Origin of the sequence: Novosphingobium subterraneum (assembly GCF_000807925.1) — a bacterium.
GTDB lineage: Bacteria > Pseudomonadota > Alphaproteobacteria > Sphingomonadales > Sphingomonadaceae > Novosphingobium > Novosphingobium subterraneum.
The window spans coordinates 95,495-116,938 of sequence record NZ_JRVC01000008.1 but is presented as its reverse complement, the minus strand read 5'-3'; the positions used below and the strand labels follow the sequence as shown (position 1 = coordinate 116,938).

Sequence of the window (21,444 nt, the reverse complement as noted above, 5' to 3'; positions counted from 1 at the left end):
TTTATAGTATATTGACTCCAGCCATGCCTGAGGCACTCTATCCACCAGAAACGCCGCAAAGGCGAGAAAGTGGGAAAGATGCGCTGGATTACCGATGCGGGCCTCCGCTTCTGGCAGGCCTATCGCGAAGGACTCGAAATGTCCTGCCCGGTTCACAACCGGATCGCCGAAGCTCTGGCCGACCGGCTGTGCGACCGGGATCAGCCGCATGACACTGCCGCCCTCGCCGCAATCGCCGAGCAGCAAATCACCGTCCACTGATCTTTCAGGCAGTAAGACGGCCACCAAGCGCGGCCGTCCTTCGCTGGAGGAAGCGCAACGTCTCCCTGCGCGAATCCTTGAAGCCGGTTGGGAAGTCCTGCGGGACCACGGCTTCGAAGCCTTCACCTTTGATCGCGTCGCGCGCCATGCGCACATTGGCAAGGCAACGATCTACACGCGCTTTGCCGGCAAACGCGAATTTCTCGAAGCGCTCCTGGCTCACAAGACTATCGAGCGTCGGCTCGAGATCATGAAGCTCGGCGTCGGCCTGCCCATCGTCGAAGCGTTCTGCATCCGCGCCGCCGCCGTGATACGGGTGCTTCATTCGGCCGAAGGCCGGATGATGGAGCGGCTGGTCGACTGGTGCGACCAGGAATTCGGGACTGACGAAGTGAACTACCGCCAGGCGATGTACGCCGATGCCCTTGTCAGTATCTCGGAGGAAATCCGCGAAGCCGCACGAGTGCAGAACCTCGAACTGGTCGATCCTGCACTGGCTGCGGGTTTCTGGTTGGAAGGCCTGCTAGGCCACGCGCGCTTCACAGGCTCGATCAAGGAAATCGACGACAGTGCCAACGAGAAGTGGGCTCGAGCCTATTCCGAATTTTTCTTTGGCGGCCTGCGCCACACTGGCGCGATCAAGGGGCCTGCCGCGTAGCCTTGATATTGAAGTTGACGCCGACTGCATCCTTCAGTTGATCGGTCGCGGACCATTCTGCTTCACCGACTCCGAAGGATAGCCGCTGCAGGGTTGCATTGCCGGTGGCGGTTGCCTTGTCGCCGCTGATCTTGAGGGCAAACCGCAACGCCATCGGCTTGCGCTGTCCATGCAGCGAAAGCGTTCCATTGGCGACGTAGCGGCCTTGGCCCGCCTCCTTAATGCTGGTCGAGACGAACTGCGCCTTGGGATGTGCGCCGACAGCGAAGAAGCTGTCACTGCGCAGCATATCATCGCGCTGGCTGTCGCCGCTGTCGACCGAGGCGAGATCGATTGTCGCACGGATGGATGAGCCCGGCAGGTCTTCGGGATCGAAGACGATCGTCGCATCCCAGCGCGAGAACGATCCATTGATGGCCTCTCCGCTGTATTCTGCCGCAAAGCCCAAGCGTCCGCCCTTCTCCAGTTTCCACGGGCTCGCCTTGGCAGCTGTTGCTGCCGCGCTCTCGGCAACGGCGGGTTCGGAACTCGCGGATGCTGAGGGCTCTTCGATCGGCACATCGGCAGCACTTCCAGAAGCCACTTCGCCTGGCGGCTTAGCACCCGGACTCTTGTTCCCGGAAAACGAAAGGAACAGGCCGCAGATCAGCGCCCCGGCCCCAAGAGCAATTGCTGCAAATCCGGCAATACCTATCGCGCCGTGCGAGCGGATCGCCGCAGGCAGCATCCGGCCAATCACGTCCTCGCGCTTGAAGTGGTGATACAAGGCGCCAGCGACGTGCAGCACGATCAGTGCCATGCCGACGGTTCCCAAGGCTCCGTGCAGAACTTCGGCAGGCTCATGGAAGGCCTGGCCAACCGGCAGGTCAGGCCATGGCACCTTGCCGAACAACATCGTCTGCAACCGCACCTTGGCCGTCGAAACAATGATCCACCCGGTCAGTGGCCCGAGGATCATCACCGCATACAGCAGGACGTGCACAGCAGAAGCGAGCAACATCTGCGCCTTGCCATCCTGCACGGGTGCAGGACGCGCCTTGAACAGTCGCACCACCAGCCGCGCAAGGCTCAGCAGCAGGATCGCGATGCCCACCGACTTGTGGAACTGGTAGCCCGAAAACTGCACCGCGCCCTTGGGAAGGTCTTCCAGCGCCCAGCCCAGCCCGATCTGGAACAGCAGCAACAAGGCGATCGCCCAGTGCAGGATGATGGCAAGCGCAGAATACCGTTCGGGCCGCAGCGTCGTCATTGTCAAAATACCCCTCGATCCGACAAGCGTCATAACAGCGCCGACGAAGACATGATATGCCCTCTCGTATCGGCGTAGTGGATTGCTACATCTATGCACATCAATCCTTGGGAGACCTCAATGTCCAACAGTCCGTGGGCCCATCACCGTAGCGCAAGCATTGCTGACGACATCGATTTCGAGATCAAGGGGCAGGAACTCCAGTTTCTCGAGATCGAGCTCGATCCCGGCGAAAGCGCGGTCGCCGAAGCTGGTGCCCTCGTCTGGAAGGACGGCTCAGTCGGGATGACCACCGTATTCGGCGATGGCAGTGCCGATCAGCAGGGCGGCTTCATGGGCAAGCTGCTCGGTGCGGGCAAGAGGCTCGTGACCGGCGAAAGCCTGTTCACCACCGTTTTTACGCACAATGGTTCGGGCAAGGCGCGCGTGGCCTTCGCCTCGCCCACTCCTGGCGCGATCCTTCCGATCAAGCTGTCGGAAGTGGGCGGCACGCTGATCTGTCAGAAGGACAGCTTCCTCGCCGCCGCGCGCGGCGTCTCCATCGGCGTTGCCTTCCAGCGCCGCGTGATGACCGGCCTGTTCGGGGGCGAGGGCTTCATCATGCAGAAGCTCGACGGGGATGGCTGGGTCTTCGTGCAGATGGGCGGCACGCTGGTGGAGAAGGAACTGCGCCCCGGCGAGGAACTCCACGTCGATACCGGCTGCCTTGCCGCCTACACGCCTGGCATCGATTTCGACCTCGTTACCGCAGGCGGCGTGAAATCTGTCCTGTTCGGCGGAGAAGGCCTGTTCTTCGCCCGCCTTCGCGGTCCCGGCAAGGTCTGGATCCAGTCCCTGCCCTTCTCCCGCCTGGCCGGCCGGATGCTCGCCGCAGCCGGTTCGCGTGGTGGACAGAACCGGGGCGAAGGTTCGATTCTGGGCGAACTGGGCGATTTCATCGGCGGCAACAACTGACGATCCGAAAAGAGGCCGGTGGAATGCTCCACCGGCCCTTGAGTACCGCATGCGCTGCGGGGTGGTTCGGCCTCAGAAGCTCTTGCGCAAAGTTACGCCCCAAGTGCGCGGATCGCCCGGGAGTCCCGCGATCAGGCCGGTATTGCCTGGGCCGACGAAGAGCTGGTCGATGTAATTCTGGTCGAATGCATTGCGCACCCAGCCATAAATGTCGAACCCGTCGTCAGTGCGGAAGCCAACGCGGAAGTTCGACAGCGAATAACCATCAACCCAAGTGTAGATCGAGGGCGTCGGGTTCGACGAGAAGTTCGAGCGATAGCTGCCGTCATAGCCGAAGTAGACCTGCCCCTCCTGCTCGAGAAACGTGACTGGAGCATTGGCTTCAAGCCCGAAGGACAGTGACCACTTCGATACACCAGGCAGGCGCTGGCCCGAAATGTCGCAGTTGGCGGGGCTACTGGCTCCGCCCGAAAGCTCCGGCGGGCACGGAGCGTCGACGAACTTGCGGTAAGTGGCGTCGGTGTAGGCTCCGTTCACATAGACATTGAAGCGCTCGCTCGGCCGGACCGAGAAATCGGCCTCGACTCCCTGTGAGCGAACCGCTCCGGCGTTGGCGAGATAGCCGCGCAGAACGCCGAACTGGCCGTTGTTCACGTTGGCCTGATAGTCCTTGATGTCCGTGCGGTAGGCCGACAGATTGAGGATGGCCCGCCGGTCCCAGAACTCGGTCTTGAGGCCTGCTTCGTAGTGCTGCACCGATTCCGGCTTGACAGTAGCCGCCCCGAGGATCGGGTTGTTCGCGGCATCCGTGGGCACCCCGTTCTGGTTGATGCCGCCTGACTTGAAGGTCTTGGCGTACGTAGCATAGAACAGGATGCCGGGTGCGACCTTGTAGCTGGCGGTAAAATCGTAGCTGAAGTTCCAGTCGCTGAACTTGGGGGAGATGGTCTGCGGCGTGAAGATGCCGAGTTGCGCCGTCTTCACCGGGCTGGTCGTTCCGTCGATCAGGATTTCGCTGCCCGAGGCCGTGAAGACGCGCCGCTGGTAGAAGCCGTCCTTCTTGTCATAGTTCACGCGCACGCCCGGCTGCAGGGTCAGTTCCGGCGTCACTTTCCAGCTCGCCTGCCCGTAAACCGCCACGCTGGCATTCTTGAGATACTGCGTGTTGAGCGCCGTCAGCCCGTTCAGCACGTTGGAGTTATAGAGGGCATTGCTTGGCGCAAGGTTCCATTTGGTCGACGCGCTGCCATGCTGCTCGGTGCCCTGCGTGTCGATACGCTGGTAGAACCCAAAGGCTCCCAGCACAAAATCAAGGCGATCGCCGCTGTAGTTGTAGCGCAGCTCCTGCGTGTATTGATCCTGTTGCGACGGGTTCTGCGACTTTGTGACGATCGGCAGACCGGTAAAGTCACGGTCGTTCTGAGGCTGCCAGTCCCAGAAGCGCCAGGCAGTGACCGAGGTCAGCGTACCCGGCCCGATGTCCCACTTGGCCTTGAGCGAGACGCCACCGATCTTGTTGCCCGCCTGAAGGGTGGCGTCGAGGTCGGTCAGCCTGTCATACGGATTGGTGCTCGGCACGGTATAGCCTTGTGCCGCGGCAAGCGCTGCAAACTGACGATCGGCAGCGCGCTGCGTGGTTCCGGTCCGGACATAGACCGAACCGCAGCAGGCGGCGTCCTGTTCGTTATAGTCACCGGCGAGCGTGATGCTCAGCGCGTCGCTCGGCTTGAACAGCAGTTGGCCCCGCAGGCCGAGGTTGTCCTGCCCCTGAATCCACTGATTCGACGTCACATTGTAGATCGTACCTCTGCGGTTGGTTGAGGACACCGCCAAGCGCGCTGCCAGAGTATCCGTGATCGGCCCAGACACCGCAGCCTTCGCCTGCACGAAATTCAGGTTGCCGAAACTTACTTCCGCCTTGCCTTCAAAGTCGAAGGTCGGCTGGTTGGTGGTGATGTTGATCGCGCCGGCTGTAGTGTTCTTGCCGTAGAGCGTGCCCTGTGGCCCGCGCAGGACCTCAATCTGCTTCACGTCCAGGAAGTCGAACGTCGCCGAGGCGACGCGCGCGTTGTAGACGTCGTCGATATAGATGCCGACGCCTTGCTCGATGCCGTCGTTGGTCAAGCCGAACGGCGCGCCAAGGCCACGGATGTTCACCGCTGTGTTGCGCGGGTTCGATGAGTAGAACTGCAGCGTTGGCGTCAACTGCTGCAAACGGCCGACGTTGAAGGCGCCGGTATTGTCGATATGCTCGCCCCCGACGACAGAAATTGCCAGCGGCACATCCTGCGCTGTTTCCTGGCGCCGACGCGCGGTAACGACAATCTCGCCGCTGTCACTGGCCCCCGTTCCGACGGAAGTCGTCTGGGCGTCCTCGGGTGCGGGCACTGCGGCGTTGGTGGTGGTGGCAGGCGCTTCGGCAGCGTAGACGCCATGCGAAGCCAGGGCGAGCGGCGCAACGCCACCCGCAAGAAGGACGCGGAAATTCATCGTAGGACCTCATGTGTTCCCGAACGATGCTTCCGGTGGTCCGGTCAGCGGTGCGGTAGTTCTGCTTGTTTATTGGTATTGGCTGCGTGGAACGATCAGTTCGGCTTGAGCCGTCGCTTCTCGGTCACGTCAATCTGGACGACACGCCCTTCATGGACGGTCAGTTGCACGGCCCCGTAGCGCAGCCCGGTCAGGGCTTCGCGCACGCTTGCAATGCTTTCTTCGAGATGGCGTTCGGACTCACCCTGGTTGCCAGCTCCTGGTTTGGTGGGTTCGGTCATCTCCCGTTCGATCCTGTTGGCGCGAAGGGTGCCCGTCGATTGTGTTCGCATGATTGCCTTGCCCCTTTCCTGCGCGGTTTCCGGCGAATCGTCGCCGTTGCTCAGCTTCTATACTCAAGTTTTTTAGTAGACATTAAACTTCGTCTGTTACGGCTCAAAGCTTTCCTTTTGCCGATGCGATAGGCTGTCGCGCACTTGGCGCCGTCCAGTTCGATTAACTCTATCGAAGAGATAGACAATGCTCATGCGACGAACGGGCGTCAGCGCGCGACAGTTCGCGCGGCAGCCCTGCTGGAGCTTTCGACACCCCGCCCCGGCGGCTCAGTCGTTCTTGATCAGACGCAGTATCGGCGGCGCCCTCCGCGGAGCGTGCGGTTCGTCGTCCTCTAGCCTGTGAGCGAGGCATTCCACTGCCATGGCAAGATGGAGGGCGGCCATAGCCTCACCGTGCGTGTCGAGTTCGTCGAGCGCAGTCGACAGGGCTTCGAAAACTTCGACTAGTGGCTTGGCTGCTACCTGCATGGCGTAGACTGTTCCTGTTGCCCCGCACAACCGGACGGACCCTGTTGCATGCCAACTCCTAACCGCGAATTTGCAGCCAGAAAGGGAAGATTGCACCGGAAATGAACAACCGGAAACCGAGGTGGAAACAGATGGAGGACGTTGCCACGGAGATTTACTTACCTCTCTGACAGTTAGTCAGCCCCCTCCTTTGCGCTGCAGCATGCCTGCGACCTGCCGCCGCCAGAATCAATCGCCTCCGCTTTGGCAGTATCGACAGGCCCGGCGCCTCCGCGCTTTTGCACCTGCTTTCCAGTATGCTTCGGCCGCCGAATCAGCAGCGGGTTTTCCCCACAAGAGCGACAAAGCAAACATGCGCTCGACGGACGAAAGGATCGGCGCAGACCGCAAATCACCAAGAACTGTTAAGGTTCGGATTCGAACCAATCACCTACCGGCAGCGCTCCATGGCTTCTCTCGCCAGCCGCGCGAGTACCGGAAATGCCTCCGCACGGTCCTTGGCATGCGCTGATGCGGCAGTACCCCGAAGGTAGCGCCCCTTGATGCCGTGGAAAATCGCGGCGAGCCGGAAATAGTTGAAGGCGACATAGAAATCCCACGACGCAATCGAGTCTCGCCCTGTCCGGCGGCAATAGGCAGCGACGTACTCGGCCTCGCCGGGAATGTTCAGTTTTGCCAGGTCCGCCCCTTCCAGCCCGGCCACGATATTGGGCGGCATGTGGTACATCATCGCGTGATAAGCGAAATCGGCCAGTGGATGCCCCAGCGTCGACAGCTCCCAGTCGAGCACGGCAATCACACGCGGTTCGGTGGGGTGAAAGATCATGTTGTCACAGCGGAAGTCCCCGTGAACGATGCTGGTCTCGTCCCCTTCGGGAATGGCTGTCGGCAGCCAATCGACCAGGGCATCCATGTTCGGATCCCGCCCGGCAAGTTCGTCCTCGAGGTACTGCTTCGACCAGCGGCCGACCTGGCGCACGAAGTAGTTGCCAGGCTTGCCGTAGTCGCCCAACCCCACAGCTTCATGGTCGATCGAGTGCAATTGCGCGATCGTTGCGTTCATCGCGTCGAAATAGGCCGGCCGCTCTTCGCGGGAAACGTCAGGAAAGGTCGCATCCCAAAATATGCGGCCCTCGACCATCTCCATCACATAGAACCAGCTGCCAATGACACTTTCATCGGTGCACAATCCGTGGACATGCGCCACCGGAAAGCCAACGGACCCGAGAGCCAAGAGTACCTTGGCCTCCCGCTCGACCGCGTGTGCCCCCTTCAGCACTGGCCCTGGTGGCTTGCGGCGCAGGACATAGGCGCGGCCTGGCGTGATCAGCTTGTAGGTCGGGTTCGATTGCCCGCCCTTGAACTGCTCCACCTCAAGCGGCCCCGAAAAGCCCTCGACATTGGCCTCCATCCACTTCGCAAGCGCGGCCTCATCGAAGCGGTAGCCCTCGCGAACCGGCGTGGTGCCGGCATTTGCCTCCTGCGCCGTGCCGCCCATCAGTGTGCCGTCCCCGCCTGTGCGTGGCGCCAGTCGCGGCGGATCTTCTTGGCAAGGCTCCACTTGTGGACCTCGGTCGGGCCATCATAGATGCGGAACGCGCGCACTTCACGGAACATCTGCTCGACGATCGTGTCGGAGGTGACGCCCGTTCCGCCCATCACCTGCACGCACTTGTCGGCCACGCGCATCAGCGCCTCGGACACAGCAACCTTGGCCATCGAGCTTTCGACCGTGCCGAGCGAGCCGGTATCAAGGACGCCTGCGCACCAGTCGATCATCAGTTCGGCCTGCTTCAGGTCGATCATGTTCTCGGCCAGCATGAAGCCCACGCCTTCGTGATCGATCAACTGCTTGCCGAACGCCATGCGCCTGTTGGCATAATCGGAAGCGATCTCCTGCGCGCGGATGCAGCCGCCGAGCCAACGCATGCAGTGCGATAGGCGCGCCGGGCTCAGGCGAACCTGGGCATACTTGAAGCCCTCGCCCGGCTCGCCCAGCATCTGGTCTGCCGAAACGCGAAGGTCCTTGATGTCGATCACCGCATGGCCGCCGGGCATGTTGCTGTCGATGGTGTTCGGCACGCGCACGATCTCGATCGCCGGATCGGGCAGGTCGACGAGGAACATGCACGCCCCGCCCTGCTCGTCCTTCGCCATGACGATGCCGACCTTGGCACCCTTGGCACCGGTAATGAACGCCTTGCGCCCGTTGATCACCCAGTGGTTGCCGTCGCGGCGGCAGGTCGTCTGCATCATCGAAGGGTCGGAACCCGCTCCGCCGGTCTCCGCAGGCTCTGTCATGAAGAACGCCGACCGCGCCTTGCCCGACACCAGCGGCTTGAGGAACCGTTCCTTCAGTTCGGGGCTGCCAACCTTGCCGAGCAGGTACATGTTGCCCTCGTCCGGCGCCTGCGTGTTCACTGCCAGCATGCCGAGCGGCGAGAGGCCCGAACGGATCAGCACGACCGCCGTCTCGCGCTGGTTGAGGTGGCGACCATCGGCCAGGATGTGGGGCGTAAGCACGCCCGCCGCGCGGGCCTTCTCGCGCATTTCCATGACCATCTCGTCAAGCGGCGCGCCGTGATCGTCACGACGTGGATCGTTCTCGTACGGGATCACTTCCTCGCGAACGAACCGCTCTACCCGATCCGCGATTTCCAATGCGGCGTCCATGCCGATGCCAGTTGCCATTTGCTTCACTCCTCAATCGCGGGATCGGTTGACAGTTTTCAGCGCGGCGCCATGCGGATTGCGCCGTCAAGGCGGATGACTTCGGCGTTGAGCATCGGATTGGTCACGATGCTTTCGACCATGCGCGCGTATTCTTCGGGCTTGCCCAGACGGCTCGGGAACGGGACCTGGCTCCCCAGCGAATCCTGCGCTTCCTGCGGCAGGGACTGCAGCAGGGGCGTCAGGAACAGACCCGGCGCGATCGTGTTCACGCGGATGCCGTAGCGCGCAAATTCCCGCGCAATCGGCAGCGCCATGCCGACAACGCCGCCCTTTGACGCAGAATAGGCGGCTTGCCCGATCTGCCCTTCGAACGCTGCGACGCTGGCGGTGTTGATGATGACGCCGCGCTCCTCGCCAACCTGCTCGGCATCGAAGATGCGGGCCGCGAACTTCGAAAGCACGTTGAACGTGCCGATCAGATTGATCTGGATGATCTTGCTGAAATCCTTGAGCGGTATGGCCTTGCCATCGCGGCCGATGACCTTGGCGGGTGGGCCGATCCCGGCGCAATTCACCAGAATGCGTGCCTTGCCGTTCATCGCCTCAGCTTCAAGGATGGCGTTGTCGACCGCGTCTTCGTCGGTCACGTCAACCTTGAAGAAGCTGCCTCCGATGGTTGCCGCGTGCGCCCGCCCCAGGTCTTCGTTCAAATCAAAGATCGAAACTTTCGCGCCAAGTTCAGCGAGTCGCGCCGCAGTCGCTCCGCCGAGACCGGAAGCACCACCGGTTACGATCGCAGCCAGATCATTGATTTCCATAGCCAATCCAATCCTATCAGCAGCAAGCCAGAAGCTTTCCCGACCTACTGGAACAATATATACTCACGAGTAGGTATTGTTCTTTTGGGTATGGTGTCAATCGCAAGACTGCCCTACCCTGCGCGCGACAAAAGCGCCGCTCGCGTCGAGTTTCCAACTGGCAGAACACGCAGGTAACCGTCCTTGGCCCCACGATCGCCCTTCAAGACCGCCGCAGAACGCAGCGAAGAACGTGAAGCCAAGCGCATGGCCGTGCTGACCGCTGCAGTGCGCATGTTCAACGCGCGCGGCTATCACCAGACTTCGCTGGACGACGTGGCCGCCAGCCTCGGCATCTCCAAGCCGACGATCTACCACTACCTCGGCAACAAGGAGCAGGTGTTGATCGAATGCCTCACCATTGGCATGAACCAGTTGCTAGCCGCAGCCGAACAGGCGCGATTGATCCATGGCCTCGGCCTGGAGCGTCTGCGCGCGTTCCTGATCGACTATGCCGAGATCAACATGAACGACTTTGGCCGCTGCAACATCCTGACGGCCAACGAAGCCCTGTCGCCAGACGCCCGTGAGACGATACGCCTTCGCAAGCGCCGCATCGACGCAACACTGCGCGAGCTTGTCGCCGAGGCGATAGCCGATGGATCCGCCGCCCCGTGCGACCCCAAGCTCGCGTCGCTTACCTTGGCGAGCGCACTTAATGGCCCCTCCCGCTGGCATCGCCCCGATGGCGAACTGCCCGAGCGCGAGATTGCCGTAAAGCTGGTCGACTTCCTCACAGCGGGCCTTGCTCCGCGCTGATCAATTGCCGTTGTAGAAGTTGCGGAACGAGGCAGGTGCGCCGCACTTGCCGATCGCCGTTTCCACATGCCGCATGCGCTCACGCACCAGCGAGGCCGAGGTCAGCGCGAACTGACGCTCATAGCCGACCTCCGCCGCCGTGAAAGGCTTCGTGCCCGCTAGGACGCTCGTGCCGCCAAGGCCGAAGACCATGAAGTTGAGCATGTCAGCCAGTTGCTGGTTGTCGCTGATCCGGCTCTTGGCGATGTTTGGCAGCCGCAGTAGATAGGCGCGGGTATCGGCCGTGCACATCATGTAGCCTACGCGCCCGCGCAATTCCGGCAGCCTGGCTGGCGCAGAAAGGCCCTGCACCCCGTGGCACCCGGCGCAATGTTCGACATAATCGGCCTTGGCCAGCTCAGGATCGCCGATCGCCGCCAGTCCATTCGCAACCGTCTCGGCGCGGGGATCGCCCGCAGATACCGCAGGCATCGCAATTGCCAGCGCCGCGATAACTCCGGCCAAGGCCAACACGCGCATCGCCCGATCCTCAGGCCGCGCCGATCATCATCGCGGTGGAGCAGTGATACTCCATGCTGCTCGTACCGAAGCACCATATGATATTGTTGTTGAGCTGCGGCAGATAGAGCTGCGTCTCGCGATCGATATTGTCACAATTGCACTGGCCGCAGGCGGGCTTTCCGCAACAATCGCGATAGGCGATCATGTAGGCCTTGCCGTCATCCGGATTGATGCACGAACCCACCCACGAAACCGGCGATGGTTCGGCGCCTGCCGGGCAAGTGTGTATGCCGCCACCACAGCAGGTGCATAGCGCGCCATCGATGGCGCAATAACGCCAGTAGTTGCACTTGGTCTGGTCGGTCGTCTGCGCGCTGCGCGCAAACTCGGTCTTGGCCTCGGGCGAACGATCAGGCTTGGCCGCTTCGGCGCGGCTCACCGGCAGCAACGGGAAGACCGGTGCAGCCACCAGCGCCGCCCCCATCCGCGCCAGGATGCCACGACGCGATGTTCCGCCAGCAAAGCGCCGCAAAAGCTTCTCGCCCATCGCATCGGGATTGAAACGCTTCATCGAATGCCCCCTATGATCCTTTGGATGCGCGAGACCGATCAGGCCGCAGCGACGGTCTTCAGCTTGCCGATGTAATCCTGCACCGTGGCGATCCCCATTTCATGCGCCACCACCAGGCTCTCGAGATGCTCGCGGCTGTTTACCAGGCCCTTTGACAGGATCGTGCCGTCCGCATCGAGCAGCACCGCGTAAGGCAGCTTGCCCACTTCGAACGCCTGCCCCACCTCGGGACCGTTGATGAAGCGATAGCTTTCCAGCCCCTGCGCCGCAATCAGCCCGCGCTGCACCTGCGCGTCGTCGTCGCCGACGAAGGTCAGTTCGACCCGCTCGTCCTTGGCAAAGGAGCGTGCCGCCGGGATCAGGCCCTTGCACAGCGGGCACGTTGCCGAGACGAACATCAGCAGCCGAAGCGGCACGTTCCTTGCTGGCCCGCCCACCATCACATCCTTGCCATCCAGTGTGCGCGCCGGAACCGCAGGAGCCGTGCCCCCGACCGCAGGCCCGCCGCTGGTCTGCAAGGCGCCCGCCGGAGCCACCCGCATGTGCAGCACGCCCACCTGCCGCGCCAGCGCCAGCAGCGCCACCACCAGGGCTATGATCACCAGCCATGACAGGACCTGCCCAACGATCAGTGCCGTTATCATCGCGAATTCCTTTCCATGGCGAGAGGCCCTTGGGCCAGCGCCGCCAATGTGTTGGCCAGAAGGGTTATAAGATAAAGTGCCGTGCCAGCGGCTAGACCGATCAGCCATTGTGCCGAAGCGAACTGCGGCTGTGGCAGCAGCGCGGGAACCAGCAGCAGAGCCAGCACGAGGTTGCGTGTCACGAGCGCGCGACTGAGGGGCTGGCGAAGTTCTGACCGGCCGCACCCGCAATCGATGTGCGAACGGCCCCGGCCGATGTTGATCGCCATGGCCGCCGCAAAGACCAGCAGCAACAGACCGGCCGGCACTGCTGCAAGGCGAACGCCGCAGATCAGCGCAACCCCAACCGCCACTTCGGCAAAAGGCAGCGTCGCCGCGACCACCGGAACCAATGCCTCCGGCAGCAAGCGATAGTTGGCGACGACGCCGGAAAATATCCGCCGGCTGCGCAACTTTGCAATGCCAGCGCCAACGAACACCGCGCCAACACCGATCGCGCCTGCCGTGCCGGCGATCCCCATTGCTGTCTGCATGCTCAAGGCGTCGCCGGTGATCACATCGGCTCCACGACGGTGATCAAGCCGCCACCGGCGTTTTCGATCTCGTGCTTCACCTCGCCTGTCTTGGAATCAATAACCTGCGCATCGCCCTTGTAGCCGTTGACCATGATCATGGCCGCATCGTCCTGCGTGATCTGGATGTTGCCCGGCTTGCCTTCCACGGGAATGCGCTTGACCAGCTTCCTGGCCGCCAGGTCCACGCCCCAGATTTCCTCGGCGCCTTCCTTGTGGCTCCAGTATTCGCCTTTGTGCATCAGTACCCACAGCGTGCCGCTGGGCCTGTGCAGCGCAACCGGCTGCATCCCGCCGGGATACCAGGCAATATCGAGCGGCTTGACATCGGCGGACTTCATCCCGCCCGCTTCCTGGATCGAAAACGGCGTGCTGACCTCGACCTTGGCACCGATCGAAGCCGTGCGGATCAGGCCGGTATAGCTGACCATCACCGCCTGCTTCTTCTTGCGATCATAGACGGTGTTCGAAAAGATCGGGTCTGCCGCAGCGTCGAAGAACGGCTCGGTCCGCGTGATGTCCTGCGTTGTGCCCTTGATGGCCACGGTCGCGATCGTGCCGTCTGCGCAGAGCGAGGAAAACCCCACGCCCGGATTGGGAATCATCCCCGCGCACCCCGGCAGTTCCACCGCACGCACGAACTTGCGCTTCACCATGTCGATGATGTTCACCGACGAGGCCGGATCGAAGTTGTAGTCGTAGGCGGTCTTGCCATCGTCAGTCAGCACGAAGTTGGTCGTAAACCCGCCGACGATCAGGCGCCCCGGCGTGGGGATTTCGCTTACCAGCTTCAGAGTCTTGCTGTCGTAGACCGAAACCAGATCCTGGCGCGTGCCACGGTTGACCTTGGACCAGATTGTTTCGGCAACGTAGTAGAACTTGCCCGATGGGTCGATCGCCATATCGGAATCGCGGCTGGTGTTGACCATGCCGACCATCTTGCCCGTGCCAGCGTCGAAGATGCTCGAACCTGCCGATCCCCAGCCGCCACGGACGTAGAACCAGCTTGCCTTGGGCGGCTCCAAGGTCATCACGCCAGGCTCTTCGGCCTCCGGCACCACGGTTTCGGCGAATGCCGGCATGGCATGAAGACCTGCCAGCGCTCCGGTCAGCATCGAACCCAAAACAACTCGCGCCACCTTGCGTTGAAGCGTCATCTCGGCCCCCTTTGCCAGTCCGCAGGGCAGAGACTTGACGCATGTCCAGATTCGGTCAACGCCTTTTTTGCGTGTGCGAAACGATGCGCTACCTGCGGTTGGTCAAGCCCGCAATTTCTGCCGAAGTTATCGACTTGGCAAGCGATACCAGCGCATGTGTCGCAATTGCGGTATAGGCGCTCATCCGGGAGGCCCAAGGCTTTTGGTATCCGAGGAAAGGCGTCGCCCCCTCCATGGACGCACTGATGTACAGCGCGACATCGCGGACCTCCTGCGCGCTCAGTGACGGGTTCAGTTCAGCGATATACTCCGCGATGGATTCGTGCACGCGCTGATAGAACAGGCGTACACGGTCGGCCACGAATTCGTTGTGGTTGGCCAGAGCCCACAGCTCCGTGAACAGCCTGGTGGTTCGCTTGCCCGCGATGTCGTCGAGGCACATGACGACGATCAGTCGCAGCCGCTCCTCGGCGTCGAGACCAGGCTGACGGACGGTGCGCTCGAGAAGCTTGTCATAGTTCCCGATGATGTCATCGAGCAGCGTCTGGATCAGCAGTTCCTTCTTGGGAAAGTGGTAGCTGACATTCCCCACTTTCATCCCGCATTCCGCAGCGATCCGCCGAATGGTAAAGGCCCCTGCCCCCTCATCGATCAGGACGCGCAGCGCCGCCTTGATGATCGCGTCGACCGTCTCCGTCCCACGAGCGTAGGTTCCCGGCCGCCGGGCGGATGGCAAGTCGGTGTCTAAGGTCTCGGGAAGCGCAGCCATTACGCACCGCGCATAACACCGCGCCGCCCAGAGACCAAGGTCGCGCTTGCACCGATTGCCGCCCAACGGTTACTTGCCCAACAAGGCGCTTGACCCACACCGGATGCCTGTCCAGATTCCGGAAGTCACAAGCCGGTGCCATCAGGCGTCCCGCTCTGCCCTTCCGGATCATCCAGGGATTTCAGGCGATGAGCATTACCCTCACCGTAAACGGCCGCAAACGCGTTGTCGAAGCCGAGGCAGACAAGCCCTTGCTCTGGGTACTACGCGAAGATCTCGACATGCCGGGGACCAAGTTCGGCTGCGGCGCTGGCCTGTGTGGTGCCTGCACCGTTCACCTCGATGGCGATGCCGTTCGCTCGTGCCAGACGCCGATTGCCGATGCCGCCGGCAAGTCGATCACCACGATCGAGGGCATCGGCCTCAATGCGCTCGGCAAGCGCGTGCAGGACGCATGGGTCGCGCTCGACGTGCCGCAGTGCGGCTATTGCCAGGCCGGGCAGATCATGTCCGCCACCGCACTGCTCAAGCAGAACCCGAAACCTACACCGGCCGATATCGACGGCTGGATGAGCGGCAACATCTGCCGCTGCGCAACCTATATGCGCATTCGCGCCGCCATCCGCACCGCCGCAGGCCTTCCGGCTGAGGAGACCGCAGCATGAGCGACCAGTTGACCCTCTCCCGCCGCTCGTTCATCGCCGCCTCGCTGGCTGGCGGCACGGCACTCACTCTCGACGCATCGGTCGTCCTCGCCGCTGCAACGGCCACTGCACCCGCCGACGTCCTCAACGTCTTCGTCCGCATCAATGCCGACAACACCGTGACCATCGGTGCCAAGAACCCGGAGATCGGACAGGGCGTAAAGGTCATGCTGCCCATGCTGATCGCCGAGGAAATGGACATTGCCTGGGAGCAGGTTCGCATCGAGCAGACCGATGCAAACGAAAAGATCTATGGCGTACAGACCGCAGGAGGCAGCACGGCAACACCGCGCAATTGGCTACCCATGCGCCAGGTCGGCGCCGCAGCCCGCGCCATGCTTGTTTCCGCTGCAGCAAAGAAGTGGGGTGTCGATCCCGCCAGCCTCACCACGGCCAGGGGTGCCGTGATCCAGCCGTCCTCCGGCAAGAGCCTGACCTACGCCTCTCTGGCCAGGGCCGCCGCTGCCGAAACCCCGCCCGATCTCGCCAAGGTCCAGTTGAAGGACGAGAAAACCTTCACGATCATCGGCAAATCCAAGCCCGGTGTCGACGTGCCGAAGATCGTCAAGGGCGAGCCCCTCTACGGCATCGACACCAGCCTCCCGGGCATGGTTCACGCCGCCATCGTCAAGTGCCCGTCCCACGGCGGCACGGTCGCCTCGTTCGATGACGCGGCGGCAAAAGCCATCCCCGGCGTGCTCGGCGTCGTCGCCGTCAACAGCGGCTTCGTTCCACAGGGCAAGTCCGACACGGTGGTCGTCATCGCCGACAGCTGGTGGAAAGCCAGCAAGGCACGCGAAAAGCTCGCCGTGAAATGGGACGACGCTGCCGTCACAGGCTTCTCAACCGCCAAATACGAAGCCGACGCCGCGAAGATCGTCGACAACGCCCCGCAAGCCAGCCTGTTCAAGGTCGGCGATCCGGACGCCACGCTCGCCAAGGCGGCAAAGGTGGTCAAGGCGGACTACGAATACCCCTTCCTCGCCCACGCATCGCTCGAACCACAAAACTGCACGGCGATGTTCCAGAACGGCAAGCTCGAGATCTGGGCGCCCAGCCAGGCGCCCGCGGGCGGGCGCGAGGAAACCGCCAAGCTATGCGGCCTGAACGCCGATGACCTTACCATCCACCTGACACGGATCGGTGGCGGCTTCGGACGTCGCCTGATGAATGACTACATGGTGATCGCCGGCCAGGTCGCGAAGGCCATGCCCGGAAAGCCGGTCAAGGTCCTCTACGACCGCACGGACGATTTCCGCCACGATTTCTACCGCCCCGCCGGCTGGCACCGCTTCACCGCCGGTCTCGACGCCAACGGGGCGCTCATTGCCCTCAAGGACCACTTCGTGACGTTCGGCGCTGATGGCAAACCGATCCGCGCCGCGCAGATGGCGCCGAGCGAGTTCCCCGCGCCGATCGTGCCCAACGTCGACCTCGGCGCCAGCTACATGGCGACCAACCTCGCCACCGGCTGGCTGCGCGCGCCGACCTCGAACGCCATGTCGTTCGTGTGGCAGTCGTTCATGGACGAGGTTGCCGAAGTCGCAGGGCTCGATCTCCCCGAGTTCATGCGCCGCACCCTCGGGGCACCGCGCGAGATCCCGGGCGAGCGCGTGAAGTTCCACACCGGCCGGGCGCGCGGCGTGATCGACGCGGTGTGCAAGTCCGCTGGATGGCAAGGCCGCAAAAAGGGCCGCGGCTTCGGCTTCTACTTCAGCCACCTTGGCTATTTCGCTGAAATTGTTGATCTTTCGATGAAGGACGGCAACATCCAGATCGATAAGGTCTGGGTGGCAGGCGACATCGGCGCCCACGTCATCAATCCGATCAACGCGCTGAACCAGGCGCAAGGCTGCGTGATCGATGGAATTGGCCAGGCGCTCGTTGGACAGAAGATCGTGCAAGAGAACGGCGCAATCACCGCCGAGAATTTCGGGGACTTCGCCCTCATGCGGATTGATGCGGCGCCTCGAGAAATCGTGGTCGAATTCGTTAAGACAGACTTCCCGCCGACCGGTCTTGGCGAACCGGCTCTTCCTCCGGTCATTCCTGCTCTGGCGAACGCAATCTACTCGCTCACAGGAAAACGGCATCGCCGCCTTCCGTTGGAGATGATATAGCCCGCGGCGCATGGTCGCGACGACTCCCTTAGACATTCTTCGCTTCTTGTCCGCTCGTGCGGATGAAGGCGTGGAGACCGTGCTCGTCACTCTGGTTGCGGTGATCGGCGGATCCTCGCGCGGCATTGGCACGCAAATGGCCGTCGCGGCAGACGGTCGACGGGTTGGTTCGTTCTCAGGCGGTTGTATCGAAGACGCCGTGGCGGCGGAGGCACTGGAAACGCTGGCCGACGGCTGGGGGCATGTGGTCCGTTACGGTATCGGTTCACCCTATATCGACATTCGCCTGCCGTGCGGTGGGGGAATAGATCTCCTGTTCACGCCTCGCCCGGATACTGCGTCGATCCGCAAGGCTCTCGATTTGCTGGGAGAACGCCAGCCAGCCGCACTTCGGTTGGAATGCGATCGGGTCACAGTGGTGGCAGACGCGCAGGAAGCGCCATGGAATGGCGAATGTCTGACCCACTGCTACCAGCCGGCATTACGCATTCATGCATTGGGCCAAGGCGAAGATCTTACGGCTTTTGCCAGATTGGCCAAAGCCTTCGGCGCACAAGTTCATGCACTATCCCCTGACGTCGGCACTTGCATGGACCTTGCCGCTCTCGAGATCGCGGCCACCCGCATCCAGGTGCGCTCAACCTTACCATTGACCGCGTCCGATCACTGGTCCGCTATCGTGTTCCTGTTTCACGGGCGCGATTGGGAAGAGCATCTGCTGCCGCAGGCGCTTGCGCTCCCGGCATTCTACCACGGCGCCATCGGCAGTCGGCGCACACATCGCGCAAGGCTTGATGCCTTGCAGGCAAGCGGCGTCCCCTTGGAACAGATCGCGCGTCTGCGCGGCCATATCGGGCTTATTCCTTCCACCCGCGATCCGGCAACGCTTGCCGTTTCCCTGCTCGCCGAACTCGTTGCCGAATACAACACTCTCGCGCATTGGACCTACTGGACAGGCGAATCCCTGGCCGACGCAGAGCAATGACAGTTGCCGACATCTTCGTCGTTCTCCTCGCTGCCGGGCGCGGAAGTCGCTTCGGCGGCAGCAAGCTTGCCGCGACGCTTGCAGGCCGGCCACTGGCCCGGCACCTCGGTGACCGTCTGGCAGCCTTGCCGTTCAAGCGAAAGCTGATCATCTGCTCCGAAGCTACGCCCGAGGTCGAAGGCTTCGAGAGGATCGCGCTCGAACCAATCGGCGCTCCACTGTCCCGCTCGATTGCCACTGGCATTGGCGAAATTCCCGATGCCTGCGCTGCCTTGATTGCCCTCGCAGACATGCCGCTCGTGCCGACCAGCCATTTCGAAAATCTCATTCAGGCGTTCGATGGCGATCACATTAGCACCAGCGTGGCCGATCGCACGATGGTTCCTGCCATCTTCGGCGCGCGGCATTTTCCGGCTCTGCGCTCGCTCCAAGGTGATCGCGGAGCCGCTGCCCTGCTGCGCAATGCACCAGCAATCCCGCTGGATCAGCATCTTGCCCTTGATATCGACACGCCCGAAGACCTGGCGCGCGCTGAAGCGATCATTCAGGGGCGATAGGTCTTCTCGACATGCCCCTTGATGTCTTCGGGGTAGAAGTAGACCGCCCTCATCTTTCCTGCCGCATATAGCTCGGCCTGATCGTTGAAATGGGGTGACCCTTCGCGGCCACTGGCCCCGCCCGACGATACCGCCATGGCCCTCACTTTCGGGCCGAACTCGACCACGGCCACAAAGCTGTTCCCGCTCGTGCCGTACCACCGCCTGGTTCCCGGATATTGCTTCGTCCCAAACGATGCCAACGAACCCCAGCGGGCCGAAGAGAATGCCACGGGCAAGCTGGGCTTGTCGTCAGTAAACGGCTGGATGATGTCCGAAGTGGTGCGCTGATAGCGGTTGACCTCGCTCCAAGGCACTTGCCACCCGCCAAAGTCGGCCTGCAAGCGCGCAACCGCGCGTGCAAGCGCCGCCCTGCGCTGCTGCTCCGTCGTCGCCCGCATCGCGGCGAAGACGTTGCCGGTGCGCGGCAGCGACTTGCGCACGTCAGCCTCCAGTTCGTCGCCCCAATAGTGTGCAAGGCTCATGGCCTGTGAACCTGCCGACCATCGCCGGTCCCAGCCCTTGAGTAGCGCAACCGGCCCGCTCAGCGGATCTGTTGCAGCCACCTGCGCCAGCCCCGTAATCAGGTCTTCGAACAGCGGCATGTGCGGATCGTAGGCGAGCGCCCGCAGGCTTTCCAGATCGAGCCCCTGCGCCTTGCCCAGCAGCTCAAGCGCATGGTCGCCGCGTGGATTGGCCCCGACCTGGTCGAACGTCGCTGGCCAGCGCGCCGCATTCAGCGTGCCTTCCCCTGCCGCGCGCCACGGCGCATCGTTGGAATTGTAGACCCAGCCTGACTGCGGATTGACCACGTCAGGCCGCTCTGCCGGCCCATATAGCCCCTTCCAATCGGCTCCAGGATCGCTCCCATCCACCGGTTCGCGATAGTCGAACCTCGCATCCCGACGGGGCGCGAATTGCGGCATGAGCAGCGCGATATTGCCGGCACGATCGGCGTACAGGGTGTTGTTCGACGAATTGGCGCGATACTCGGCGATCCTGAGAAATTCCGCCTTATCGCGGGCCTTTGTGCGCAACCATGACTGGCTGAGCGCAGCTATTGGCCGGTGCATCAAGGAAAGGGCAATCCACTTGCGGCTTTTTCCCTCACCGCTCTGCCGCACTATTGGTCCATGGTCGCTGGCGTAAGTCCGGAAGGTTCGCTCGGCCAGGCTTCCATCCGGTTTGCGGAAGCGCAGAACGATCGGCTTCACCGCGAACGGCTTGAATGCAGATCCGCGCTTGTAAAGCCACTTGCCCCGCCTTCGCGCGATTGTCTCGACGAATTCGTCGACGTTGTCGGCACCGCTGGTGGTGTGCATCCAGCCAAGCTTCTCGTTGAAGCCCTGATAGATGAAGAACTGCCCCCAGGTTGAGGCGCCATAGGCATGCAGCCCTTCCCCGCTCTTCATCTCCAGCTCGGATCGGAAGAAGAGCGAGGTATGCGGGTTTATAAGCAGCAAAGCATTGCCATTCGCCGTGCGCTTGGGCGCTATCGCGATCCCATTCGAACCGCGCGGCTCGTCGTCCCGCAGCATTTCCCTTGCCAGCGCCAGGGGGCTTGCTTCGCCACCGTAGAACGCGGCGAGAGGCTTGAGCGCTGCCTTCTCGATGTCCCCACCGATCGATCCTTCGGTAAATGAGAGCGCCATCCATGGCTCGAAGCGGGTCAGGACTTTCGGCGTGTCTTGCGGGTGGGTCGCGATGTAATGGTTCAGGCCGGCCGCCCAGGCATCCATGAGCTTGCGCAGCCAAGCCGGCGAAGCCGCATAGTCGCGCTTGAGAGCGTCCGGATCGATCCACAACCGCTGTCGCAGGTCCTGCCACAGAAAGTCCTCGCCCTCGGTCTCCGCCCGTCGCCCCAGCGCAGTCAGCAGGTTCGCCTCGATGCGCGGGAAATCATCCTCCGCCTGCGCATAGATTGCGCCGAATACGGCATCGGCATCGGTCCTGCCATCGACATGGGCAATGCCCCAGTCATCGCGGGTTATCTTGACGTCATGGCTGCTTGCGTGCGCAGGTCGGGCAGCCATAAGAAGGGCCAGCAAGGCGCTGCGGGAAAGGGCTCCGAAGGTCATCGACCTGTCCTAGCGCCTTTCCCGCAGCATGGCGAAGGAAGAG

General features: G+C 62.4%; 22 protein-coding genes. 8 read left to right on the top strand and 14 right to left on the bottom strand.

Features of this window, described 5'->3' with window-relative positions; translation table 11 throughout:
- Positions 1-69 precede the first annotated feature (69 nt).
- Both NJ75_RS24725 and NJ75_RS09880 read left to right on the top strand, forming a co-directional pair.
- Entirely contained in the window at positions 70-261 is a 192-nt protein-coding gene (locus NJ75_RS24725) for a hypothetical protein (protein ID WP_156451853.1), read from the top strand.
- Positions 209-919, top strand: a complete 711-nt coding sequence (locus NJ75_RS09880; RefSeq protein ID WP_082013343.1) for a TetR/AcrR family transcriptional regulator — start codon at positions 209-211, stop codon at positions 917-919. Before NJ75_RS24725 ends, NJ75_RS09880 begins: the two co-directional genes overlap by 53 nt.
- On the opposite strand, the gene NJ75_RS09875 is transcribed toward NJ75_RS09880, so the two are convergent.
- Positions 900-2,168, bottom strand: a complete 1,269-nt coding sequence (locus tag NJ75_RS09875; RefSeq protein ID WP_039333936.1) for a YceI family protein — start codon at positions 2,166-2,168, stop codon at positions 900-902. The two genes, NJ75_RS09880 and NJ75_RS09875, sit on opposite strands and share 20 nt — an antisense overlap.
- A 120-nt stretch (positions 2,169-2,288) precedes the next feature.
- On the opposite strand from NJ75_RS09875, the gene NJ75_RS09870 reads away from it, so the two are divergent.
- Positions 2,289-3,122, top strand: coding sequence for a TIGR00266 family protein (locus tag NJ75_RS09870; protein WP_039334072.1), 834 nt, complete (start codon positions 2,289-2,291; stop codon positions 3,120-3,122).
- Positions 3,123-3,194: 72 nt separating this feature from the next.
- Here the strand turns inward: NJ75_RS09870 and NJ75_RS09865 are convergent, their stop codons facing one another.
- From NJ75_RS09865 to NJ75_RS09840, 6 genes are all read right to left on the bottom strand, one after another.
- The gene (locus tag NJ75_RS09865; protein ID WP_039333934.1) at positions 3,195-5,612 is read right to left on the bottom strand and encodes a TonB-dependent receptor; all 2,418 of its coding nucleotides are present in this window, start codon (positions 5,610-5,612) and stop codon (positions 3,195-3,197) included.
- 95 nt (positions 5,613-5,707) lie between these two features.
- On the bottom strand, positions 5,708-5,893 hold the full coding sequence (locus NJ75_RS09860; protein ID WP_039334070.1) for a YezD family protein: 186 nt from the start codon (positions 5,891-5,893) through the stop codon (positions 5,708-5,710).
- Positions 5,894-6,214: 321 nt separating this feature from the next.
- Complete coding sequence (locus NJ75_RS09855) at positions 6,215-6,415, bottom strand: hypothetical protein (protein ID WP_039333932.1); 201 nt, start codon at positions 6,413-6,415, stop codon at positions 6,215-6,217.
- Positions 6,416-6,845: 430 nt separating this feature from the next.
- The gene (locus NJ75_RS09850; protein ID WP_039333930.1) at positions 6,846-7,913 is read right to left on the bottom strand and encodes a phosphotransferase; all 1,068 of its coding nucleotides are present in this window, start codon (positions 7,911-7,913) and stop codon (positions 6,846-6,848) included.
- Positions 7,913-9,106: an acyl-CoA dehydrogenase family protein gene (locus NJ75_RS09845; RefSeq protein WP_052242290.1), complete on the bottom strand. Its 1,194-nt coding sequence runs from the start codon at positions 9,104-9,106 to the stop codon at positions 7,913-7,915. The genes NJ75_RS09850 and NJ75_RS09845 overlap by 1 nt, the downstream gene beginning before the upstream one ends.
- A 38-nt stretch (positions 9,107-9,144) precedes the next feature.
- Complete coding sequence (locus tag NJ75_RS09840; protein ID WP_039333928.1) at positions 9,145-9,906, bottom strand: SDR family NAD(P)-dependent oxidoreductase; 762 nt, start codon at positions 9,904-9,906, stop codon at positions 9,145-9,147.
- A gap of 183 nt (positions 9,907-10,089) precedes the next feature.
- Between NJ75_RS09840 and NJ75_RS09835 the strand changes: the two genes are divergently transcribed.
- Complete coding sequence (locus NJ75_RS09835) at positions 10,090-10,704, top strand: TetR/AcrR family transcriptional regulator (protein WP_039333926.1); 615 nt, start codon at positions 10,090-10,092, stop codon at positions 10,702-10,704.
- On the opposite strand, the gene NJ75_RS09830 is transcribed toward NJ75_RS09835, so the two are convergent.
- The 6 genes from NJ75_RS09830 to NJ75_RS09805 form a co-directional block, all read right to left on the bottom strand.
- Positions 10,705-11,223, bottom strand: coding sequence for a cytochrome c family protein (locus NJ75_RS09830; RefSeq protein ID WP_039333923.1), 519 nt, complete (start codon positions 11,221-11,223; stop codon positions 10,705-10,707).
- A 10-nt stretch (positions 11,224-11,233) separates the two neighbouring features.
- Positions 11,234-11,776 carry a methylamine dehydrogenase light chain gene (locus NJ75_RS09825; RefSeq protein WP_039333921.1) on the bottom strand — a complete coding sequence of 181 codons (543 nt, stop codon included), beginning with the start codon at positions 11,774-11,776 and terminating at the stop codon, positions 11,234-11,236.
- 38 nt (positions 11,777-11,814) lie between these two features.
- Entirely contained in the window at positions 11,815-12,420 is a 606-nt protein-coding gene (locus NJ75_RS09820) for a thioredoxin domain-containing protein (RefSeq protein WP_039333919.1), read from the bottom strand.
- Positions 12,417-12,953: a MauE/DoxX family redox-associated membrane protein gene (locus NJ75_RS09815; protein WP_039334066.1), complete on the bottom strand. Its 537-nt coding sequence runs from the start codon at positions 12,951-12,953 to the stop codon at positions 12,417-12,419. The genes NJ75_RS09820 and NJ75_RS09815 overlap by 4 nt, the downstream gene beginning before the upstream one ends.
- Before the next feature lie 20 nt (positions 12,954-12,973).
- Complete coding sequence (locus NJ75_RS09810) at positions 12,974-14,131, bottom strand: amine dehydrogenase large subunit (protein ID WP_211257936.1); 1,158 nt, start codon at positions 14,129-14,131, stop codon at positions 12,974-12,976.
- 106 nt (positions 14,132-14,237) lie between these two features.
- A complete protein-coding gene (locus tag NJ75_RS09805) occupies positions 14,238-14,918 on the bottom strand; it encodes a TetR/AcrR family transcriptional regulator (protein ID WP_039333917.1) in 681 nt (226 codons plus the stop codon).
- Positions 14,919-15,106: 188 nt separating this feature from the next.
- On the opposite strand from NJ75_RS09805, the gene NJ75_RS09800 reads away from it, so the two are divergent.
- The 4 genes from NJ75_RS09800 to NJ75_RS09785 are packed head-to-tail and all read left to right on the top strand — an operon-like array spanning position 15,107 to position 19,284.
- Positions 15,107-15,583, top strand: a complete 477-nt coding sequence (locus tag NJ75_RS09800; protein WP_039333915.1) for a (2Fe-2S)-binding protein — start codon at positions 15,107-15,109, stop codon at positions 15,581-15,583.
- Positions 15,580-17,742 (top strand): xanthine dehydrogenase family protein molybdopterin-binding subunit, encoded by a 2,163-nt coding sequence (locus NJ75_RS09795; RefSeq protein ID WP_039333913.1) that lies wholly within the window; start codon positions 15,580-15,582, stop codon positions 17,740-17,742. The genes NJ75_RS09800 and NJ75_RS09795 overlap by 4 nt, the downstream gene beginning before the upstream one ends.
- 46 nt (positions 17,743-17,788) lie before the next feature.
- Positions 17,789-18,727 (top strand): XdhC family protein, encoded by a 939-nt coding sequence (locus tag NJ75_RS09790; protein WP_236727116.1) that lies wholly within the window; start codon positions 17,789-17,791, stop codon positions 18,725-18,727.
- Entirely contained in the window at positions 18,724-19,284 is a 561-nt protein-coding gene (locus NJ75_RS09785; RefSeq protein WP_039333908.1) for a nucleotidyltransferase family protein, read from the top strand. Before NJ75_RS09790 ends, NJ75_RS09785 begins: the two co-directional genes overlap by 4 nt.
- Here NJ75_RS09785 and NJ75_RS09780 read toward each other — a convergent pair.
- Positions 19,272-21,401 carry a penicillin acylase family protein gene (locus NJ75_RS09780; protein WP_039333906.1) on the bottom strand — a complete coding sequence of 710 codons (2,130 nt, stop codon included), beginning with the start codon at positions 21,399-21,401 and terminating at the stop codon, positions 19,272-19,274. The two genes, NJ75_RS09785 and NJ75_RS09780, sit on opposite strands and share 13 nt — an antisense overlap.
- Positions 21,402-21,444: the final 43 nt, after the last annotated feature.

What these genes read in the sequence shown, in the direction of transcription:
- NJ75_RS09840 (WP_039333928.1), bottom strand. Translation starts at nt 9,906, where the DNA reads ATGGAAATCAATGATCTGGCTGCGATCGTAACCGGTGGTGCTTCCGGT.
- NJ75_RS09785 (WP_039333908.1), top strand. Translation starts at nt 18,724, where the DNA reads ATGACAGTTGCCGACATCTTCGTCGTTCTCCTCGCTGCCGGGCGCGGA.
- NJ75_RS09825 (WP_039333921.1), bottom strand. Translation starts at nt 11,776, where the DNA reads ATGAAGCGTTTCAATCCCGATGCGATGGGCGAGAAGCTTTTGCGGCGC.
- NJ75_RS09795 (WP_039333913.1), top strand. Translation starts at nt 15,580, where the DNA reads ATGAGCGACCAGTTGACCCTCTCCCGCCGCTCGTTCATCGCCGCCTCG.
- NJ75_RS09830 (WP_039333923.1), bottom strand. Translation starts at nt 11,223, where the DNA reads ATGCGCGTGTTGGCCTTGGCCGGAGTTATCGCGGCGCTGGCAATTGCG.
- NJ75_RS09820 (WP_039333919.1), bottom strand. Translation starts at nt 12,420, where the DNA reads ATGATAACGGCACTGATCGTTGGGCAGGTCCTGTCATGGCTGGTGATC.
- NJ75_RS09845 (WP_052242290.1), bottom strand. Translation starts at nt 9,106, where the DNA reads ATGGCAACTGGCATCGGCATGGACGCCGCATTGGAAATCGCGGATCGG.
- NJ75_RS09815 (WP_039334066.1), bottom strand. Translation starts at nt 12,953, where the DNA reads ATGCAGACAGCAATGGGGATCGCCGGCACGGCAGGCGCGATCGGTGTT.
- NJ75_RS09800 (WP_039333915.1), top strand. Translation starts at nt 15,107, where the DNA reads ATGAGCATTACCCTCACCGTAAACGGCCGCAAACGCGTTGTCGAAGCC.
- NJ75_RS09855 (WP_039333932.1), bottom strand. Translation starts at nt 6,415, where the DNA reads ATGCAGGTAGCAGCCAAGCCACTAGTCGAAGTTTTCGAAGCCCTGTCG.
- NJ75_RS09860 (WP_039334070.1), bottom strand. Translation starts at nt 5,893, where the DNA reads ATGACCGAACCCACCAAACCAGGAGCTGGCAACCAGGGTGAGTCCGAA.
- NJ75_RS09805 (WP_039333917.1), bottom strand. Translation starts at nt 14,918, where the DNA reads ATGGCTGCGCTTCCCGAGACCTTAGACACCGACTTGCCATCCGCCCGG.
- NJ75_RS09875 (WP_039333936.1), bottom strand. Translation starts at nt 2,168, where the DNA reads ATGACGACGCTGCGGCCCGAACGGTATTCTGCGCTTGCCATCATCCTG.
- NJ75_RS09865 (WP_039333934.1), bottom strand. Translation starts at nt 5,612, where the DNA reads ATGAATTTCCGCGTCCTTCTTGCGGGTGGCGTTGCGCCGCTCGCCCTG.
- NJ75_RS09880 (WP_082013343.1), top strand. Translation starts at nt 209, where the DNA reads ATGACACTGCCGCCCTCGCCGCAATCGCCGAGCAGCAAATCACCGTCC.
- NJ75_RS09870 (WP_039334072.1), top strand. Translation starts at nt 2,289, where the DNA reads ATGTCCAACAGTCCGTGGGCCCATCACCGTAGCGCAAGCATTGCTGAC.
- NJ75_RS09780 (WP_039333906.1), bottom strand. Translation starts at nt 21,401, where the DNA reads ATGACCTTCGGAGCCCTTTCCCGCAGCGCCTTGCTGGCCCTTCTTATG.
- NJ75_RS09850 (WP_039333930.1), bottom strand. Translation starts at nt 7,913, where the DNA reads ATGGGCGGCACGGCGCAGGAGGCAAATGCCGGCACCACGCCGGTTCGC.